A 15,011-nucleotide genomic window follows, 5' to 3' on the forward strand; every position below is an offset into this window, starting at 1 on the left:
CTGATTGCGGGCATCGCGGCCTACGTCAAATACCTGCGCCCGGAGATCAAGGTCATCGGCGTCGAACCGGACGACTCCAACTGCCTGCAAGCCGCGATGGCGGCCGGTGAGCGGGTGGTGCTGAATCAGGTCGGGCTGTTTGCCGACGGCGTGGCGGTGGCACAGATCGGCCAGCACACCTTTGAGGTCTGCCGCCAGTACGTCGATGAAGTGATCACCGTTAGCACCGACGAAATCTGTGCGGCCATCAAGGACATTTACGACGACACCCGCTCCATCACCGAACCGGCGGGGGCTCTGGGCGTGGCGGGCATCAAGAAATACGTCGAGCAGCGCGGCATCAGCGGCCAGACCCTGGTGGCCATCGATTCGGGTGCCAACGTCAATTTCGACCGCCTGCGCCACGTAGCCGAGCGCGCCGAACTGGGCGAAGGCCGCGAAGCCATCATCGCCGTGACCATTCCCGAGCAGCCGGGCAGCTTCAAGGCGTTCTGCCAGGCCATCGGCAAGCGTCAGATCACCGAATTCAACTACCGCTACCACACCGACCGCGAAGCCCACATTTTCGTCGGCGTGCAGACCCACCCGGAAAACGACCCGCGCAGCGCCCTGCTCGCCAGCCTGACGGATCAGGGGTTCCCGGTGCTGGACCTGACCGATAACGAACTGGCCAAGCTGCACATCCGGCACATGGTCGGCGGGCATTCGGAACGGGTCAGCGACGAAGTGGTGCTGCGCTTCGAGTTCCCGGAGCGGCCGGGCGCGCTGTTCAACTTCCTCGACAAGCTGGGCGGGCGCTGGACCATCTCGATGTTCCACTACCGCAACCACGGCGCGGCTGATGGCCGGGTAGTGGCCGGGCTGGTGGTGCCGGAAGAAGAGCGGCATCTGGTGGGCGCGGCGCTGGACGAAATCGGCTACCCGTACTGGGACGAGAGCCAGAACCCGGCCTACAAACTGTTCCTGGGCTAACCCGTAGGAGCGAATTCATTCGCGAAAGCAGCATTTCAAACGACAGATATGTGTCGAATGTACCGGCTCTTCGCGAATGAATTCGCTCCTACGGTGCTAGGCTCAATAAGGCTTCGCCTGCGAGGAATGTCTTCACGTGGAATACGTTACAGCACTGAAAACCCTGCATGTCGCCGCGATCACTTTATTGCTGCTAAGCGCCTTTGGGCTGGCGGGATGGGTCATCAAGGGACGCATTCATGATCGCCTCTTGCAGCGTCCGGCCTTGTTCGTCTGGCTGCTAATGGTCCTGTGCCTGGCGATCCTGCCCTTCAGCGGCTGGTGGCTGGTGCATCTGCTGGGGTTGTCACTGGGGCAGACGTGGGTATTGGCCAGTAGCGTGCTCTACGTCCTGGGGCTTTTCAGTGGGTTCTGGTTGCTGAGCCGACTGGCTCGCAAGGCGGGCAATTCGAGGTTCATGCTGGTACTGGCGATTTTCAGTGTCGCCTGTTTTGTCGCGATTGCCGGTCTGATGCTGTTCAGACCGGCTTGAGACGCTGCGTTTATCCGCGCAGTGAAATGACCGGCCAGCCGCGTTTTTCGGCTTCTGCACGCAGTTTCGGATCAGGGTCCACGGCGACGGGATGGGTCACCTGCTCCAGCAATGGCAGGTCGTTCATCGAGTCACTGTAGAAATAGCTGTCTTCCAGACTGAACGCGTTCTCTTCCAGCCAATCATTGAGCCGGGTCACCTTGCCTTCACGGAAACAGGGTATACCTGTCGTACGGCCACTGTAGCGTCCGTCGACCTGTTCGCACTCGGTCGCCAGCAGGGTGTCGATCCCCAGACGGGCGACGATGGGGCCTGTCACGAAGCGGTTGGTGGCGGTTATGACCACCAGTTTGTCACCTGCGTCGCGGTGTCTGGCGATCAGCTCCAGTGCTTTGGGCAGTACGATAGGTTCGATGCAGTCACGCATGAAGTCGCGATGCCACTCATCGAGCTGGGCCCTCTCTGTCCGCCCCAGGATTTCAAGGCTGAAATTCAGGTAGTCGGTCAGATTGAGGGTGCCAGCCAGGTAGTCGTCATAAAAGGCGTCGTTCCGCGTTTTGTAGGCCACGGGATCGAGAATGCCGCGTTCGCACAGGTAATCGCCCCATGCATGATCGCTGTCGCCGCCCAGAAGTGTGTTGTCGAGGTCGAATAAAGCCAGACGCATGGGGTTACTCGCTGAAATAACTGAAAAAAGAGCACAAGAATACGAGGTTTTCACAAGACTTCACATAAGGTGCTAAGGCTCGTTGCTGCTTTGATCGCCTTTGTGGAACAATGCGACGACATGCGTTTGCGAGGTTGTTGCCGTGATCGACCCCGATGGTTTCCGTCCTAATGTCGGGATTATTCTGACAAACGATGCTGGTCAGGTCCTATGGGCTCGGCGTATTAACCAAGATGCCTGGCAGTTTCCTCAAGGTGGGATCAACCCACAGGAGACGCCGGAAGACGCGCTTTACCGTGAGTTGAATGAAGAAGTCGGGCTTGAACGACAGGATGTGCAAATTCTTGCCTGTACTCGGGGCTGGTTGCGCTATCGTCTGCCACAACGACTGGTCCGTACTCATAGCCAACCGCTATGTATCGGGCAAAAACAGAAATGGTTTCTCCTGCGCCTGATCTCCAACGAGCAGCGGGTGCGGATGGATTTGACCGGTAAACCGGAGTTCGATGGCTGGCGCTGGGTCAGCTATTGGTACCCGTTAGGCCAGGTGGTGACATTCAAGCGCGAGGTGTATCGGCGCGCACTCAAAGAGCTTGCCCCGCGCCTTTTAGCGCGCGACTGACACGGAGTTCGACCCCGAGCCATGCTCAATACGCTGCGCAAGATCGTCCAGGAAGTTAACTCCGCCAAGGATCTCAAGGCGGCGTTGGGCATTATTGTGTTACGCGTCAAGGAGGCCATGGGCAGCCAGGTCTGCTCGGTCTACCTGCTCGATCCTGAAGCCAACCGCTTTGTGCTGATGGCTTCCGAAGGTCTGAACAAGCGTTCCATCGGCAAGGTCAGCATGGCGCCGAACGAAGGCCTCGTGGGTCTGGTCGGTACTCGCGAAGAGCCGCTGAACCTCGAAAACGCCGCCGATCACCCTCGTTATCGCTACTTTGCCGAAACCGGTGAAGAGCGTTATGCCTCTTTCCTCGGCGCGCCGATCATTCACCACCGTCGTGTGGTGGGCGTGTTGGTGATCCAGCAAAAGGAGCGGCGTCAGTTCGATGAAGGGGAAGAAGCCTTCCTCGTCACCATGAGCGCCCAACTGGCAGGCGTTATCGCCCACGCTGAAGCCACGGGCTCGATCCGCGGTCTGGGGCGTCAGGGCAAGGGTATTCAGGAAGCCAAGTTCGTCGGCGTGGCGGGCTCGCCCGGCGCTGCGGTTGGTGTCGCGGTGGTCATGCTGCCACCTGCCGATCTGGAAGTCGTGCCCGACAAGGCCGTCAGCGATATCGATGCCGAACTGACCCTGTTCCAGAATGCGCTGGAGGGCGTGCGCAATGACATGCGTACCCTGTCGGCGAAGCTCGCGACGCAACTGCGTCCGGAAGAGCTGGCGCTGTTCGATGTTTACCTGATGATGCTCGACGATGCCTCGCTGGGCAGCGAAGTGACCAACATCATCAAGACCGGCCAGTGGGCGCAAGGTGCCCTGCGCACGGTGGTGAACGAGCACGTCAAACGTTTTGAGCTGATGGACGACGACTACCTGCGTGAGCGGGCCTCCGACGTCAAGGATCTCGGTCGTCGTCTGTTGGGCTATCTCCAGGAAGCCCGCCAGCAGGCGTTGGTCTACCCCGATAACACCATTCTGGTCAGCGAAGAGCTGTCGCCGGCAATGCTCGGTGAGGTGCCGGAAGGCAAGCTGGTCGGCCTGGTGTCCGTACTGGGCTCGGGCAACTCCCATGTCGCGATTCTGGCGCGGGCCATGGGCATTCCCACTGTCATGGGCCTGGTGGACTTCCCTTATTCCAAGGTCGATGGCATCGACCTGATCGTCGATGGCTACCACGGCGAAGTCTTCACCAACCCCAGCGATATCGTGCGTCAGCAGTTCGCCAAGGTGGTGGAAGAAGAACGCCAACTGTCCCAGGGGCTCGATGCCCTGCGTGAGCTGCCTTGCGTGACGCTGGACGGGCATCGCATGCCGCTGTGGGTCAACACCGGTCTTCTGGCCGATGTCGCCCGCGCCCAGCAGCGTGGTGCCGAAGGTGTAGGGCTGTATCGCACCGAAGTGCCGTTCATGATCAACCAGCGCTTTCCGAGCGAAAAGGAACAGCTGGCCATTTACCGTGAACAACTGGCGGCTTTCCACCCACTGCCGGTGACCATGCGCAGTCTGGACATCGGTGGCGACAAGGCGTTGTCCTACTTCCCGATCAAGGAAGAGAACCCGTTCCTGGGCTGGCGAGGCATTCGCGTGACTCTCGACCACCCGGAAATCTTCCTGGTACAGACCCGCGCCATGCTCAAGGCCAGTGAAGGCCTGAATAACCTGCGCATTCTGTTGCCGATGATTTCCAGCACCCATGAAGTGGAAGAGGCCTTGCACCTGATCCACCGTGCGTGGGGTGAGGTGCGTGACGAAGGTACCGATGTGCCGATGCCGCCAGTCGGCGTCATGATCGAGATCCCGGCGGCCGTCTATCAGACCCGGGACCTGGCCCGTCAGGTGGACTTCCTGTCGGTGGGCTCCAACGACCTGACCCAATACCTGTTGGCGGTTGACCGTAACAACCCGCGCGTCGCGGACCTCTACGACTACCTGCACCCGGCCGTATTGCAGGCCTTGCAGACGGTCGTGCGTGATGCTCATGCCGAAGGCAAGCCCGTCAGCATCTGTGGCGAAATGGCAGGTGACCCGGCGGCTGCGGTTCTGTTGATGGCGATGGGTTTCGACAGCCTGTCGATGAACGCCACCAACCTGCCGAAAGTGAAGTGGATGCTGCGCCAGATCAACCTGAGCAAGGCCAAGGAACTGCTGGCCCAGTTGATGAATAACGATAACCCGCAAGTGATCAGCAGCTCGCTGCAACTGGCTCTGCGCAACCTGGGGCTGTCCCGGATGATCAATCCAGGTTCAGTCAAAGGGCATTAAGCGTAGGAGCGAATTCATTCGCGAAAGCATCATTTCGCGAATGAGCGGAACGCCGCCCGATTCGCTCCTACAAGTATCTCCATCTCTCCCAATCTTGCGCCATATGGTCCGAAACTGTGTTCGATCAGCTGTCGGCTGCCATCGGCATTGACGATCAGCACCGTGCTGGCCCGCGTTCCGTAGTTGGGGCTGGCAATGAAGAGGCTGGACAGCAGGGTTTCAGTCGCCAGTCCTACGCCGGTATCGGGCAGTTCGGCCTCGGGAGCGGGGTCGGCATCCTGTAACAGGTGCAACAGCGCAGAAGGCTGCGGGTCATCCAGTTGTGCCTGCAAGGCTGCCGTGGCCTTGCGCACCTTTGGCCAGGGCGTATCCAGACCGGCATTGGAAAGGCCATGGACACCTTCGCTCACCGGCATGGGCTGCGGGTTTCGCGAATTGAGGTAATAAAGTCGCCCTGCATCTCCCACCAACAGGTTGAAGCCCGTGTATTCGCCTGCCCGGCTGACGGTTTCGGCCAGATAGTCCTCCAGCGATTGCTCCCCCTTGAGAAACTGCGCAACCAGTTCGCCTCTGGATCGCAGACCCAACGGCTGATTCGGGTCGCGGACATTGGTCAGGGCCGCAAAGCGTCCATCAGCACCGATTCCCATCCAGGTGCCACCGGCCTCCAGGTCGCGCCCGGCATGGACTGTCGGATGATCCGGCCACTGTGCCAGCGGCAGGGTGGGGCGGGCATAGAACTCGTCACGGTTGGCCGCCACGATCAGTGGCTGCGGATGGGAAGGGCGCCAGGCGAATACGATCAGACACATGCGGTACTCCTTTTTCGGACACTCTACGATTCATCCATCGCCCACCGCTAGAGCATCACGCCGTGCTCCGGTAACATGCCGGACTGATTTTGGGGGCTCCCATGGAATTTCTGGTCTATCTGGCATTGGGTGCCTGTGCGGGTGTGCTGGCCGGCCTGTTTGGCGTCGGCGGCGGCATCATTATCGTTCCGGTGCTGGTATTCAGTTTCGGCCTGCAAGGTTTCGACGCTTCGGTGCTGACTCACCTGGCGGTCGGGACTTCTCTGGCGACTATTGTCTTCACGTCGATCAACTCCGTTCGCGCCCATCACAGCGTGGGTGCGGTGCGCTGGCCGATCTTTGCATGGCTGACGGTAGGTATTCTGGTGGGCGCCGGTCTGGGTTCATTGACGGCCAGTTACATTGCCGGGCCTTACCTGCAGAAGATCATTGGTGTCTTTGCGCTGGCGGTTGCGCTGCAGATGGCGCTGGACCTCAAGCCCAAGGCCAGTCGTGACGTACCCGGAAAGCCCGGCCTGACAGCCGCTGGCGTGGTGATTGGCTGGGCTTCGGCGATCTTCGGGATCGGCGGTGGTTCGTTGACCGTGCCGTTCCTGACCTGGCGCAGTGTCTCGATGCAGCAGGCCGTGGCCACTTCGGCGGCCTGCGGTTTTCCGATTGCCGTGGCAAGTGCAATAAGTTTCATGATTCTGGGCTGGCACGATCCCCTGTTGCCACCGCATAGTCTGGGGTTCGTTTACTTGCCTGCGTTACTGGGCATCGCCGTTACCAGTATGTTTTTTGCGCGCTTCGGTGCCCGGCTGGCACACAAGCTGTCGCCACGCCTGCTGAAACGACTGTTCGCGGCGTTGCTGCTGTGCGTCGGTACCAGTTTCCTGATCTAGCCGTTTTTCGGATTCAATCGCCTGCAAGGGCGTTTCAATTGAGGAGTCGCAATGCTGCCTTACCCGCAGATTGACCCGGTTGCCGTATCGCTCGGCCCGCTGCAAATTCACTGGTACGGATTGATGTATCTGGTCGGCATTGGCGGGGCATGGTTGCTCGCCTCGCGTCGCCTGAACGCCTTCGATCCGACCTGGACCAAGGAAAAACTCTCCGACCTGATCTTCTGGCTGGCCATGGGTGTCATCGTCGGCGGACGTCTGGGTTATGTGCTGTTCTACGATCTGCCGGCCTATCTCGCCAATCCGCTGCTGATCTTTGAAGTGTGGAAAGGCGGCATGGCCTTCCACGGCGGTTTTGTCGGCGTGATGCTGGCGGCCTGGTGGTTCGGCAGACGCAACGGCAAGACCTTCTTCCAGTTGATGGACTTCGTGGCCCCGCTGGTGCCGATCGGTCTGGGTGCCGGGCGTATCGGCAACTTCATCAACGCCGAGCTGTGGGGCAAGCCAAGCGATGTGCCATGGGCCATGGTTTTCCCGCCGTTCAGCGACCCGGCGCAACTGGCGCGTCATCCGTCGCAGTTGTATCAGTTCGCCCTTGAAGGCGTGGCACTGTTCATCATTCTCAACCTTTATGCACGCAAGCCGCGCCCGACCATGGCGATTTCCGGCATGTTTGCGATGTTCTACGGGATTTTCCGTTTCGTGGTCGAATTCGTCCGGGTTCCGGATGCGCAGCTCGGCTATCTGGCGTGGGGCTGGGTCACCATGGGGCAGATTCTCAGTCTGCCGATGATCATCGCCGGTATGGCCATGATCTGGCTGGCCTACAAGAAGCGCGATCTGGCTGCCAAGACTGCGGCTTAATACTGAAACGCCGGGTGAGATTGCCCGGCGGGTTCACCGATGCAGGTAATTTATGAAGCAATATCTGGAATTAGTCGCCCATGTGATCAAGCACGGGACCTTGCAATCCAACCGTACCGGGGTCAACACCATCAGCTTTCCCGGCGCGATGCTGCGTTATGACCTGCAGGAAGGCTTCCCGGCGATCACGACCCGGCGCATGGCCTTCAAGTCGGCCATCGGTGAGATGGTCGGTTTCCTGCGTGGCGTGAGCAACGCGGCGGAGTTTCGCGAGCTGGGCTGCAAGGTCTGGGATCAGAACGCCAATGAAAACGCCCAGTGGCTGAACAACCCGTTCCGCAAGGGCGAGGACGATCTGGGCGAGATCTACGGCGTGCAATGGCGTAAATGGCCTGCCTACAAGCGCATTGAAACCGGCAATGCGGCGGCGATCGAGCTGGCGGTCAGTCAGGGCTACAAGCAGATTGCCGAGTCCGAAGAGGATGGCGAAAGCTTTGTGGTGCTGTACAAGGCCATCGACCAGATTCGCCAGTGTGTCGACACCATCATCAAGGACCCGGGCAGCCGCCGCATCCTGTTCCACGGCTGGAACTGCGCGCAGCTCGACGAGATGGCCCTGCCGCCTTGCCACCTGCTCTACCAGTTGCACCCGAACCCGCAGACCCGCGAAATCTCGCTGACGCTGTACATCCGCTCCAACGACCTGGGGCTCGGGACACCGTTCAACCTGACCGAAGGCGCTGCGTTGCTGAGCCTGATCGGCCGCCTGACCGGTTACACGCCACGCTGGTTCACCTATTTCATCGGTGATGCCCACGTTTACGAGAACCACCTGGACATGCTCAACGAACAGCTCACCCGTGAGCCGTTCCCGATGCCGAAACTGGTGATTTCAGACCGCGTGCCCGAGTTCGCCAAGACCGGCGTCTATCAGCCCGAGTGGCTGGAACTGATCGAGCCTTCCGATTTCTCCCTGGAAGGGTATGAACACCACCCGGCGATGACAGCGCCGATGGCGGTGTGAGTCTTCTTCGCGAATGAATTCGCTCCTACGGTAGGAGCGAATTCATTCGCGAACGCTTCAATGCCCATGACTCTTGCCCACATGCGAGGGTTCGCCCTCAAGGGTTGCCACGGCACCAGTCATCTCCAGCCGCTCCAGAATTCCGCAGTGGTCCGGTCTTCCATCGCCGCAACGTCGACGCAGGTCCAATAGCTGCTCCTGCAAGGCTTGCAGGCTGGCGATGCGGGCGTTGACGTGTTCAATATGCTCGTCGATCAATGCATTGACGCTTTCGCACTGGTCCTGCGGACTGTCGCGTAGCCTGAGCAGGCTGCGGATTTCTTCCAGCGTCATGTCCAGGCTGCGGCAGTTGCGGATGAACGACAGCCGTTCCACGTGAGCCTGGGTGTACAACCGGTAATTACCGTCGCTACGGGCCGGTGCAGGCAGCAGGCCTTCGCGTTCGTAATAACGGATGGTTTCGACTTGAGAGTCCGTCAACTTTGCCAGTTCGCCGATCTTCATGTGTTTCATCTCGTTTGAGCGCTTGACCCTATAGTGGCTACAGGGTGTTCACTTGGCAACAAGTAGATCCTGGAGCGGACCCATGGGCCAGATGACAGACATTTCTCCAAAGCACGACCACGACGAGCGCGGGCTCAAGAAACCCGAGCCTGCTTCTTCCTGTTGTTCCAGCGGTTGTGCGTCAGCGGCTGCCAACAGCGCAGCGACGTTCAGCGAAGCACCTGCAGCCGGCGGACGTTTGAGTCGCTTCCGCATCGAGCAGATGGACTGCCCGACCGAACAGACGCTGATCCAGAACAAGTTGGGCAAGATGTCCGGCGTGCACAAGCTGGAGTTCAACCTGATCAACCGCATCCTCGGTGTCTGGCATGAGCTGCCCGGTACCGATCCGATTCGTGAAGCCATCGGGTCGCTGGGCATGCAGGCCGAACCGCTGGAAGAGGGGGCGGATCAGGATACGCCTGCCGTGCCTGCCCAGAAAAAGCCCTGGTGGCCTCTGGCATTGTCCGGGGTGATGGCGTTGGGGGCGGAAGTCGTCCATTTCGCCGAGCTGGGCCCCACCTGGGTCGTGGCGCTGCTGGCCCTGATCTCGATCTTCAGTTGCGGTCTGGCGACCTACAAGAAGGGCTGGATCGCCCTCAAGAACTTCAACCTCAATATCAATGCCCTGATGAGCATCGCGGTGACGGGTGCGGTCCTGATCGGTCAATGGCCTGAAGCGGCCATGGTGATGTTTCTGTTCACGGTGGCCGAACTGATCGAGGCCAAGTCTCTGGACCGCGCCCGAAACGCCATCAGCGGTCTGATGCAGTTGACGCCGGACATGGCGACTGTCAGGCAGAGCGATGGAAGTTGGGTTGAAACCGACGTCAAGCGTGTCGAGCTGGGCGCTATCGTGCGTATCAAGCCCGGAGAGCGTGTCGGTCTGGATGGTGAGGTGGTGTCGGGGGATTCGACCATTGATCAAGCCCCGATTACCGGCGAGAGCCTGCCGGTGGAAAAGACCGTGGGCGACAAGGTCTTTGCCGGCACCATCAACCAGTCTGGCTCGCTGGAGTACCGTGTGACAGCTGCGGCGAGTCATTCCACTCTGGCGCGGATCATTCATGCCGTGGAAGCGGCACAGGGTTCACGGGCGCCGACTCAGCGTTTCGTCGACAGCTTTTCACGGATCTACACCCCGCTGGTGTTCCTCACCGCACTGGCCGTGGCGCTGGTTGCACCGTTGTTTCTGGGCGGAGCCTGGTTTGACTGGATCTACCGGGCGCTGGTGCTGTTGGTAGTGGCGTGCCCTTGTGCGCTGGTGATTTCTACACCGGTGACCATTGTCAGCGGTCTGGCTGCTGCGGCGCGTAAAGGCATTCTGATCAAGGGGGGCGTCTACCTGGAAATGGGCGAGAAGCTCGATTACCTGGCCCTCGACAAGACCGGCACCCTCACCCACGGCAAGCCGGTGCAGACCGACTATCTGCCGCTGGACGTGACCGTTGCGGACAGCGCACCGGCCATTGCCGCGAGTCTGGCCGCTCGTTCCGATCACCCGGTTTCCCAGGCCATCGCCAAGGCGGCCGGACAGGATCAACGCCTGCATGAGGTCAGCGCTTTCGAGGCCTTGCCGGGACGCGGTGTGAAAGGCGAGATCAATGGCCAGCTTTACCACCTGGGCAACCATCGGCTGGTTGAAGAGCTGGGCCTGTGCTCGCCGGAGCTGGAAACCCGACTCGATGCGCTGGAGATACAGGGCAAGACCGTGGTGCTGCTGCTCGATACCTCGGGGCCGCTTGCACTGTTTGCGGTGGCCGATACGGTCAAGGACAGCAGTCGCGAAGCCATCGCCCAGTTGCATGAACTGGGGGTCAAGACCTTGATGCTGACCGGCGACAATCCGCACACCGCCAAGGCCATTGCGGGTCAGGTCGGGATCGATCAGGCGCGCGGGAATCTGCTGCCTGTGGATAAGTTGCAGGCCATTGAAGACCTGTATGCCCGCAAGCATCGGGTCGGGATGGTGGGCGACGGTATCAACGACGCGCCAGCGCTGGCCCGCTCCGAGATCGGTTTCGCCATGGCCGCAGCAGGCACCGATACCGCGATTGAAACTGCCGACGTGGCCCTGATGGACGACGATCTGCGCAAGATCCCGGCATTCATTCGCCTGTCACGCAATGCTTCGGCCATCCTCAAGCAGAACATTGCCCTGGCGCTGGTCACCAAGGTGTTCTTCCTGGGCATCACCTTTGCGGGGATGGCGACCATGTGGATGGCCGTGTTTGCCGATATGGGCGTGAGCCTGTTGGTGGTGTTCAACGGGTTGCGATTGCTCAAGAAGTGAGGCTTTTTCGCGGATGAATCCGCTCCTACAGGCTCTCCGTAGGAGCGAATTCATTCGCGAAAGCCGTCAACCCAATCTCTCCCGCCCCCACGCAATAAACGTCTCCAGCAACGACTTCAACACCTTCCGGGTCGGTGCAGCCAGATCAGGCCGGTAGTGGAAAGGCGCGAACTCTTCCATGTAGGTGCTCTGTGCCAGCTCCAACTGGACGGCGTGGATGTTGCTGGCCGGATCGCCGTAATGGCGGGTGATGTGCCCGCCCTTGAAGCGTCCGTTGAGCACATGGCTGTAGTCCTTGGCCGCTGCACACACGCTTTCCAGTCGGGCTGCCAGCTCGTTGTCACAACTGGCGCCGTTGAAGGTGCCCAGGTTGAAGTCCGGCAGGCGTCCCTCGAACAGATGAGGGATATGGCCGCGGATGGAGTGGGCATCGAACAGCAGGGCATAGCCGAACTCGTCGCGCAGGCGTTGCAGCTCCTGTTCCAGCGTCTGGTGGTAAGGCACCCAGATTTCTTGCAGGTAGCGGGCACGCTCTTTGGCATCGGGCGTCTGGCCGTCCTTGAACAGCGGCACGCCATCGAACAGGATCGACGGAAACAGCCCGGTCGTTGCACCGGCATACAGGGGCTTGTCGTCGGACGGTCGGTTGAGGTCGATGACGAAGCGCGAATACTCGGCCGCCAGCGTACTGGCACCCAGCTCGGCCGCGAAGTCGTACAGGCGCGGGATGTGCCAGTCGGTATCCGGCAGGCTCAAGGCTTCGTCCACCAGACCGGCCTCGACCGCTGGCGTCAGTTTCAAGCCGGCGTGAGGCATGCTGATCAGCAGCGGGACTCGGCCACGCTTGAATGTCAGAACGTTATCCACAGGGCTCTCCTTCAGAACGATGATTCGACGCCGTGACGCACGATGCGTTTATCCAGGTCGCCGCCCAGCCAGTAGGCCAGATCGGCAGGACGCTCGATGTTCCAGGCGACGAAGTCCGCTACCTTGCCGACCTCCAGCGAGCCATGGGTAGCGTCCATGCCCAATGCCCTGGCGGCGTTCAGAGTGACGCCTGCCAGCGCTTCTTCGGGTGTCATGCGAAACAGTGTGCAGGCCATGTTCAGCATCAGGCGCAGCGACAGGCCCGGCGATGTGCCGGGGTTCATGTCGGTGGCGATGGCGATGGGCACGCCATGTTTGCGCAGGGCATCCATCGGCGGCAGCTGGGTTTCGCGCAGAAAGTAATACGCGCCCGGCAGCAGCACCGCGACGGTCCCGGCAGTGGCCATGGCGATGGCGTCTTCTTCGGTCATGAACTCCAGATGGTCCGCCGACAAGGCCTTGTAGCGGGCGGCAAGGCTGGAGCCGCCCAGTGACGACAGCTGTTCGGCGTGCAGTTTCACTGGCAGGCCAAGTTGCCGGGACGCGATGAACACCTGTTCGACCTGTGCGGGGGAGAATGCCAGGTACTCGCAGAATGCATCCACAGCGTCGACCAATCCTTCTGCGGCCAGGGCCGGAAGCATCTCATTGCAGATGTGCTGGATGTAGTCGTCAGCGCGATCGGTGTATTCCGGCGGCAGGGCATGAGCGGCCAGGCAGGTACTGCGTACAGTGACCGGCAACGCATTGCCCAGGCGTCGGATGACCTGGAGGATCTTGCGTTCGCTGTGAAGATCCAGCCCGTAACCGGACTTCATCTCCACCGTGGTCACGCCTTCCTTGAGCAGGTGTTTCAGACGTCGCTCGGCACTGGCGAACAATTCATCTTCGCTGGCCGCTCGCGTCGCCCGCACGGTGCTGGCAATGCCACCGCCCGCAGCGGCGATATCGGCATAGCTCACGCCCTGCAGGCGTTGCTCGAATTCACCACTGCGATTGCCACCGAACACGATGTGGGTGTGGCAATCGATAAGGCCGGGCGTGACCCAGGCACCGCCCAGGTCTACCGTGCTGGCGAAGTCCGCTTCCGGAAGCCGGGCCTGAGGCCCGATCCAGTGGATGAGTTCTCCAGAGGTCACGATGGCGGCATCTTCGATGATCGAGTAGTTGCCTTGCGCCATGCTTGCGATGTGACAGTTCTTCCAGAGTGTTCTCATCCCGGGCCTCCTGGATTTATGGGGTGTTTGAGGTCTGTCTCGGTTTTATCCACAGGTAGTAGGCAATGACCAGCAACACGACCCAGATAGCACCGACGATCAGCGCTGCCCGGTTGTCGGGGAAGTAGCCCAGTACACCGAAAATAAAGAGCATGAAGACGATGGCGGCAGCTGGCCCGTAAGGCCAGAACGGCACCGGAAACTTCAGTTGGGCGGCTTCTTCGCGGCTCATCGAGCGGCGCATCGCGACCTGGGTCAGCAGGATCATCAGCCATACCCAGACCGTGGCGAAGGTGGCCAGCGAGGCGATGAGCAGGAAGACGTTCTTCGGGATCAGGTAGTTGAGCAGTACGCCTGCCAGCAGTGTCACGCCCATCACCACGACGGTCATCCACGGCACGCCCTGGCGCGACAGGCGGGCAAAACTGGCCGGAGCCTGACCTTCCTGAGCCATGCCATACATCATGCGGCCAGCGCCGAAGATGTCACTGTTGATGGCCGACACGGCTGCCGAGATCACCACGATATTGAGAATGGTGGCTGCCGAGGCAATGCCCAGATTGTCGAAAATCTGTACGAACGGGCTGCCTTGGGTGCCGATCTGCGGCCATGGATAGATGGACATCAGCACGAACAGGGTCAGCACGTAGAACAGCAGGATACGCAGCGGCACGGCATTGATGGCCTGAGGCAGCGTGCGTTGCGGGTTCTTGGCTTCACCCGCGGTGATGCCGATGATTTCGATACCGCCGAAGGCGAACATCACCACGGCCAGCGAGGCGATCAGGCCACCCACGCCATTGGGCATGAAGCCGCCGTGGGTCCAGAGGTTGCTGATACCGATGGTGCTGTCACCGCTGGATGAGCCGATGCCGAATAGCATGATGCCGAAACCGGCCACGATCATTGCCACGATGGCGCCGACCTTGAGCAACGACAGCCAGAATTCGGTTTCGCCGAAGACCTTGACGTTGCACAGGTTGAGCGCGCCGATCAGGAACACGATGCCCAGCACCCAGATCCAGCGCGGTACTTCCGGGAACCAGAAGCCCATGTAGATCCCGAACGCCGTGACATCCGCCAGACAGACGATGATCATCTCGAAGGCGTAGGTCCAGCCCAGCACGAAGCCTGCCATGGGGCCGAGATAACGGCTGGCATAGTGGCTGAACGAGCCGGAGGTCGGGTCATACACGGCCATCTCGCCAAGGGCGCGCATGACCATGAAGACCGCCGCACCGCCGATCAGGTAGGCCAGCAGAACGGCAGGTCCCGCTTGCTGGATCGCGGCGGCAGAGCCATAGAACAACCCTGTGCCGATGGCAGAGCCCAGGGCCATGAAGCGAATGTGGCGAGCTGATAACCCGCGTTTCAAACCATCTTTTGACGTCATTTCCGGTCCATTTCATTACT

At 60.5% G+C, this 15,011-nt stretch carries 14 protein-coding genes; 8 read left to right on the plus strand and 6 right to left on the minus strand.

The genetic code is table 11. From position 1 onward, the window contains the following. On the plus strand, positions 1-972 hold a 972-nt coding region (gene ilvA / locus ACIPY9_RS10880; RefSeq protein ID WP_400700381.1), incomplete at its 5' end, for a threonine ammonia-lyase, biosynthetic. A 136-nt stretch (positions 973-1,108) separates the two neighbouring features. Beyond that, a complete protein-coding gene (locus ACIPY9_RS10885) occupies positions 1,109-1,504 on the plus strand; it encodes a DUF2269 family protein (protein ID WP_400700383.1) in 396 nt (131 codons plus the stop codon). A gap of 10 nt (positions 1,505-1,514) precedes the next feature. Here the strand turns inward: ACIPY9_RS10885 and ACIPY9_RS10890 are convergent, their stop codons facing one another. Beyond that, the gene (locus ACIPY9_RS10890) at positions 1,515-2,171 is read right to left on the minus strand and encodes an HAD family hydrolase (protein ID WP_400700385.1); all 657 of its coding nucleotides are present in this window, start codon (positions 2,169-2,171) and stop codon (positions 1,515-1,517) included. Between the two features lie 142 nt (positions 2,172-2,313). Between ACIPY9_RS10890 and ACIPY9_RS10895 the strand changes: the two genes are divergently transcribed. Both ACIPY9_RS10895 and ptsP read left to right on the plus strand, forming a co-directional pair. Further along, positions 2,314-2,793 carry an RNA pyrophosphohydrolase gene (locus tag ACIPY9_RS10895; protein WP_400700387.1) on the plus strand — a complete coding sequence of 160 codons (480 nt, stop codon included), beginning with the start codon at positions 2,314-2,316 and terminating at the stop codon, positions 2,791-2,793. A 21-nt stretch (positions 2,794-2,814) separates the two neighbouring features. Next, entirely contained in the window at positions 2,815-5,094 is a 2,280-nt protein-coding gene (ptsP, locus tag ACIPY9_RS10900) for a phosphoenolpyruvate--protein phosphotransferase (protein ID WP_400700388.1), read from the plus strand. A 29-nt stretch (positions 5,095-5,123) separates the two neighbouring features. Here ptsP and ACIPY9_RS10905 read toward each other — a convergent pair whose 3' ends face one another. Further along, positions 5,124-5,906, minus strand: a complete 783-nt coding sequence (locus ACIPY9_RS10905) for an NRDE family protein (protein ID WP_400700390.1) — start codon at positions 5,904-5,906, stop codon at positions 5,124-5,126. A 101-nt stretch (positions 5,907-6,007) separates the two neighbouring features. On the opposite strand from ACIPY9_RS10905, the gene ACIPY9_RS10910 reads away from it, so the two are divergent. Genes ACIPY9_RS10910 through ACIPY9_RS10920 form a run of 3 tightly spaced genes read left to right on the plus strand, consistent with a single transcriptional unit; the run spans position 6,008 to position 8,678 of the window. Then, positions 6,008-6,790 carry a sulfite exporter TauE/SafE family protein gene (locus ACIPY9_RS10910; protein WP_400700392.1) on the plus strand — a complete coding sequence of 261 codons (783 nt, stop codon included), beginning with the start codon at positions 6,008-6,010 and terminating at the stop codon, positions 6,788-6,790. 51 nt (positions 6,791-6,841) lie between these two features. Continuing rightward, a complete protein-coding gene (lgt, locus tag ACIPY9_RS10915) occupies positions 6,842-7,654 on the plus strand; it encodes a prolipoprotein diacylglyceryl transferase (protein WP_400700394.1) in 813 nt (270 codons plus the stop codon). 52 nt (positions 7,655-7,706) lie between these two features. Then, positions 7,707-8,678: a thymidylate synthase gene (locus tag ACIPY9_RS10920; RefSeq protein ID WP_400700396.1), complete on the plus strand. Its 972-nt coding sequence runs from the start codon at positions 7,707-7,709 to the stop codon at positions 8,676-8,678. Positions 8,679-8,735: 57 nt separating this feature from the next. On the opposite strand, the gene cadR is transcribed toward ACIPY9_RS10920, so the two are convergent. Then, positions 8,736-9,182, minus strand: coding sequence for a Cd(II)/Pb(II)-responsive transcriptional regulator (gene cadR / locus ACIPY9_RS10925; RefSeq protein WP_400700398.1), 447 nt, complete (start codon positions 9,180-9,182; stop codon positions 8,736-8,738). Positions 9,183-9,264: 82 nt separating this feature from the next. Between cadR and ACIPY9_RS10930 the strand changes: the two genes are divergently transcribed. Beyond that, entirely contained in the window at positions 9,265-11,514 is a 2,250-nt protein-coding gene (locus ACIPY9_RS10930) for a heavy metal translocating P-type ATPase (RefSeq protein WP_400700400.1), read from the plus strand. A gap of 66 nt (positions 11,515-11,580) precedes the next feature. Here ACIPY9_RS10930 and hutG read toward each other — a convergent pair whose 3' ends face one another. From hutG to ACIPY9_RS10945, 3 genes are read right to left on the minus strand one after another with little or no spacing between them, the layout of a single operon-like run. Continuing rightward, complete coding sequence (hutG, locus tag ACIPY9_RS10935) at positions 11,581-12,381, minus strand: N-formylglutamate deformylase (RefSeq protein WP_400700402.1); 801 nt, start codon at positions 12,379-12,381, stop codon at positions 11,581-11,583. A gap of 11 nt (positions 12,382-12,392) precedes the next feature. Then, on the minus strand, positions 12,393-13,598 hold the full coding sequence (gene hutI / locus ACIPY9_RS10940; RefSeq protein WP_400700404.1) for an imidazolonepropionase: 1,206 nt from the start codon (positions 13,596-13,598) through the stop codon (positions 12,393-12,395). Positions 13,599-13,614: 16 nt separating this feature from the next. Continuing rightward, a complete protein-coding gene (locus ACIPY9_RS10945; RefSeq protein ID WP_400700406.1) occupies positions 13,615-14,991 on the minus strand; it encodes an amino acid permease in 1,377 nt (458 codons plus the stop codon). Positions 14,992-15,011: the final 20 nt, after the last annotated feature.

Origin of the sequence: Pseudomonas sp. NPDC089734, assembly GCF_044748865.1 — a bacterium.
Lineage (GTDB): Bacteria > Pseudomonadota > Gammaproteobacteria > Pseudomonadales > Pseudomonadaceae > Aquipseudomonas.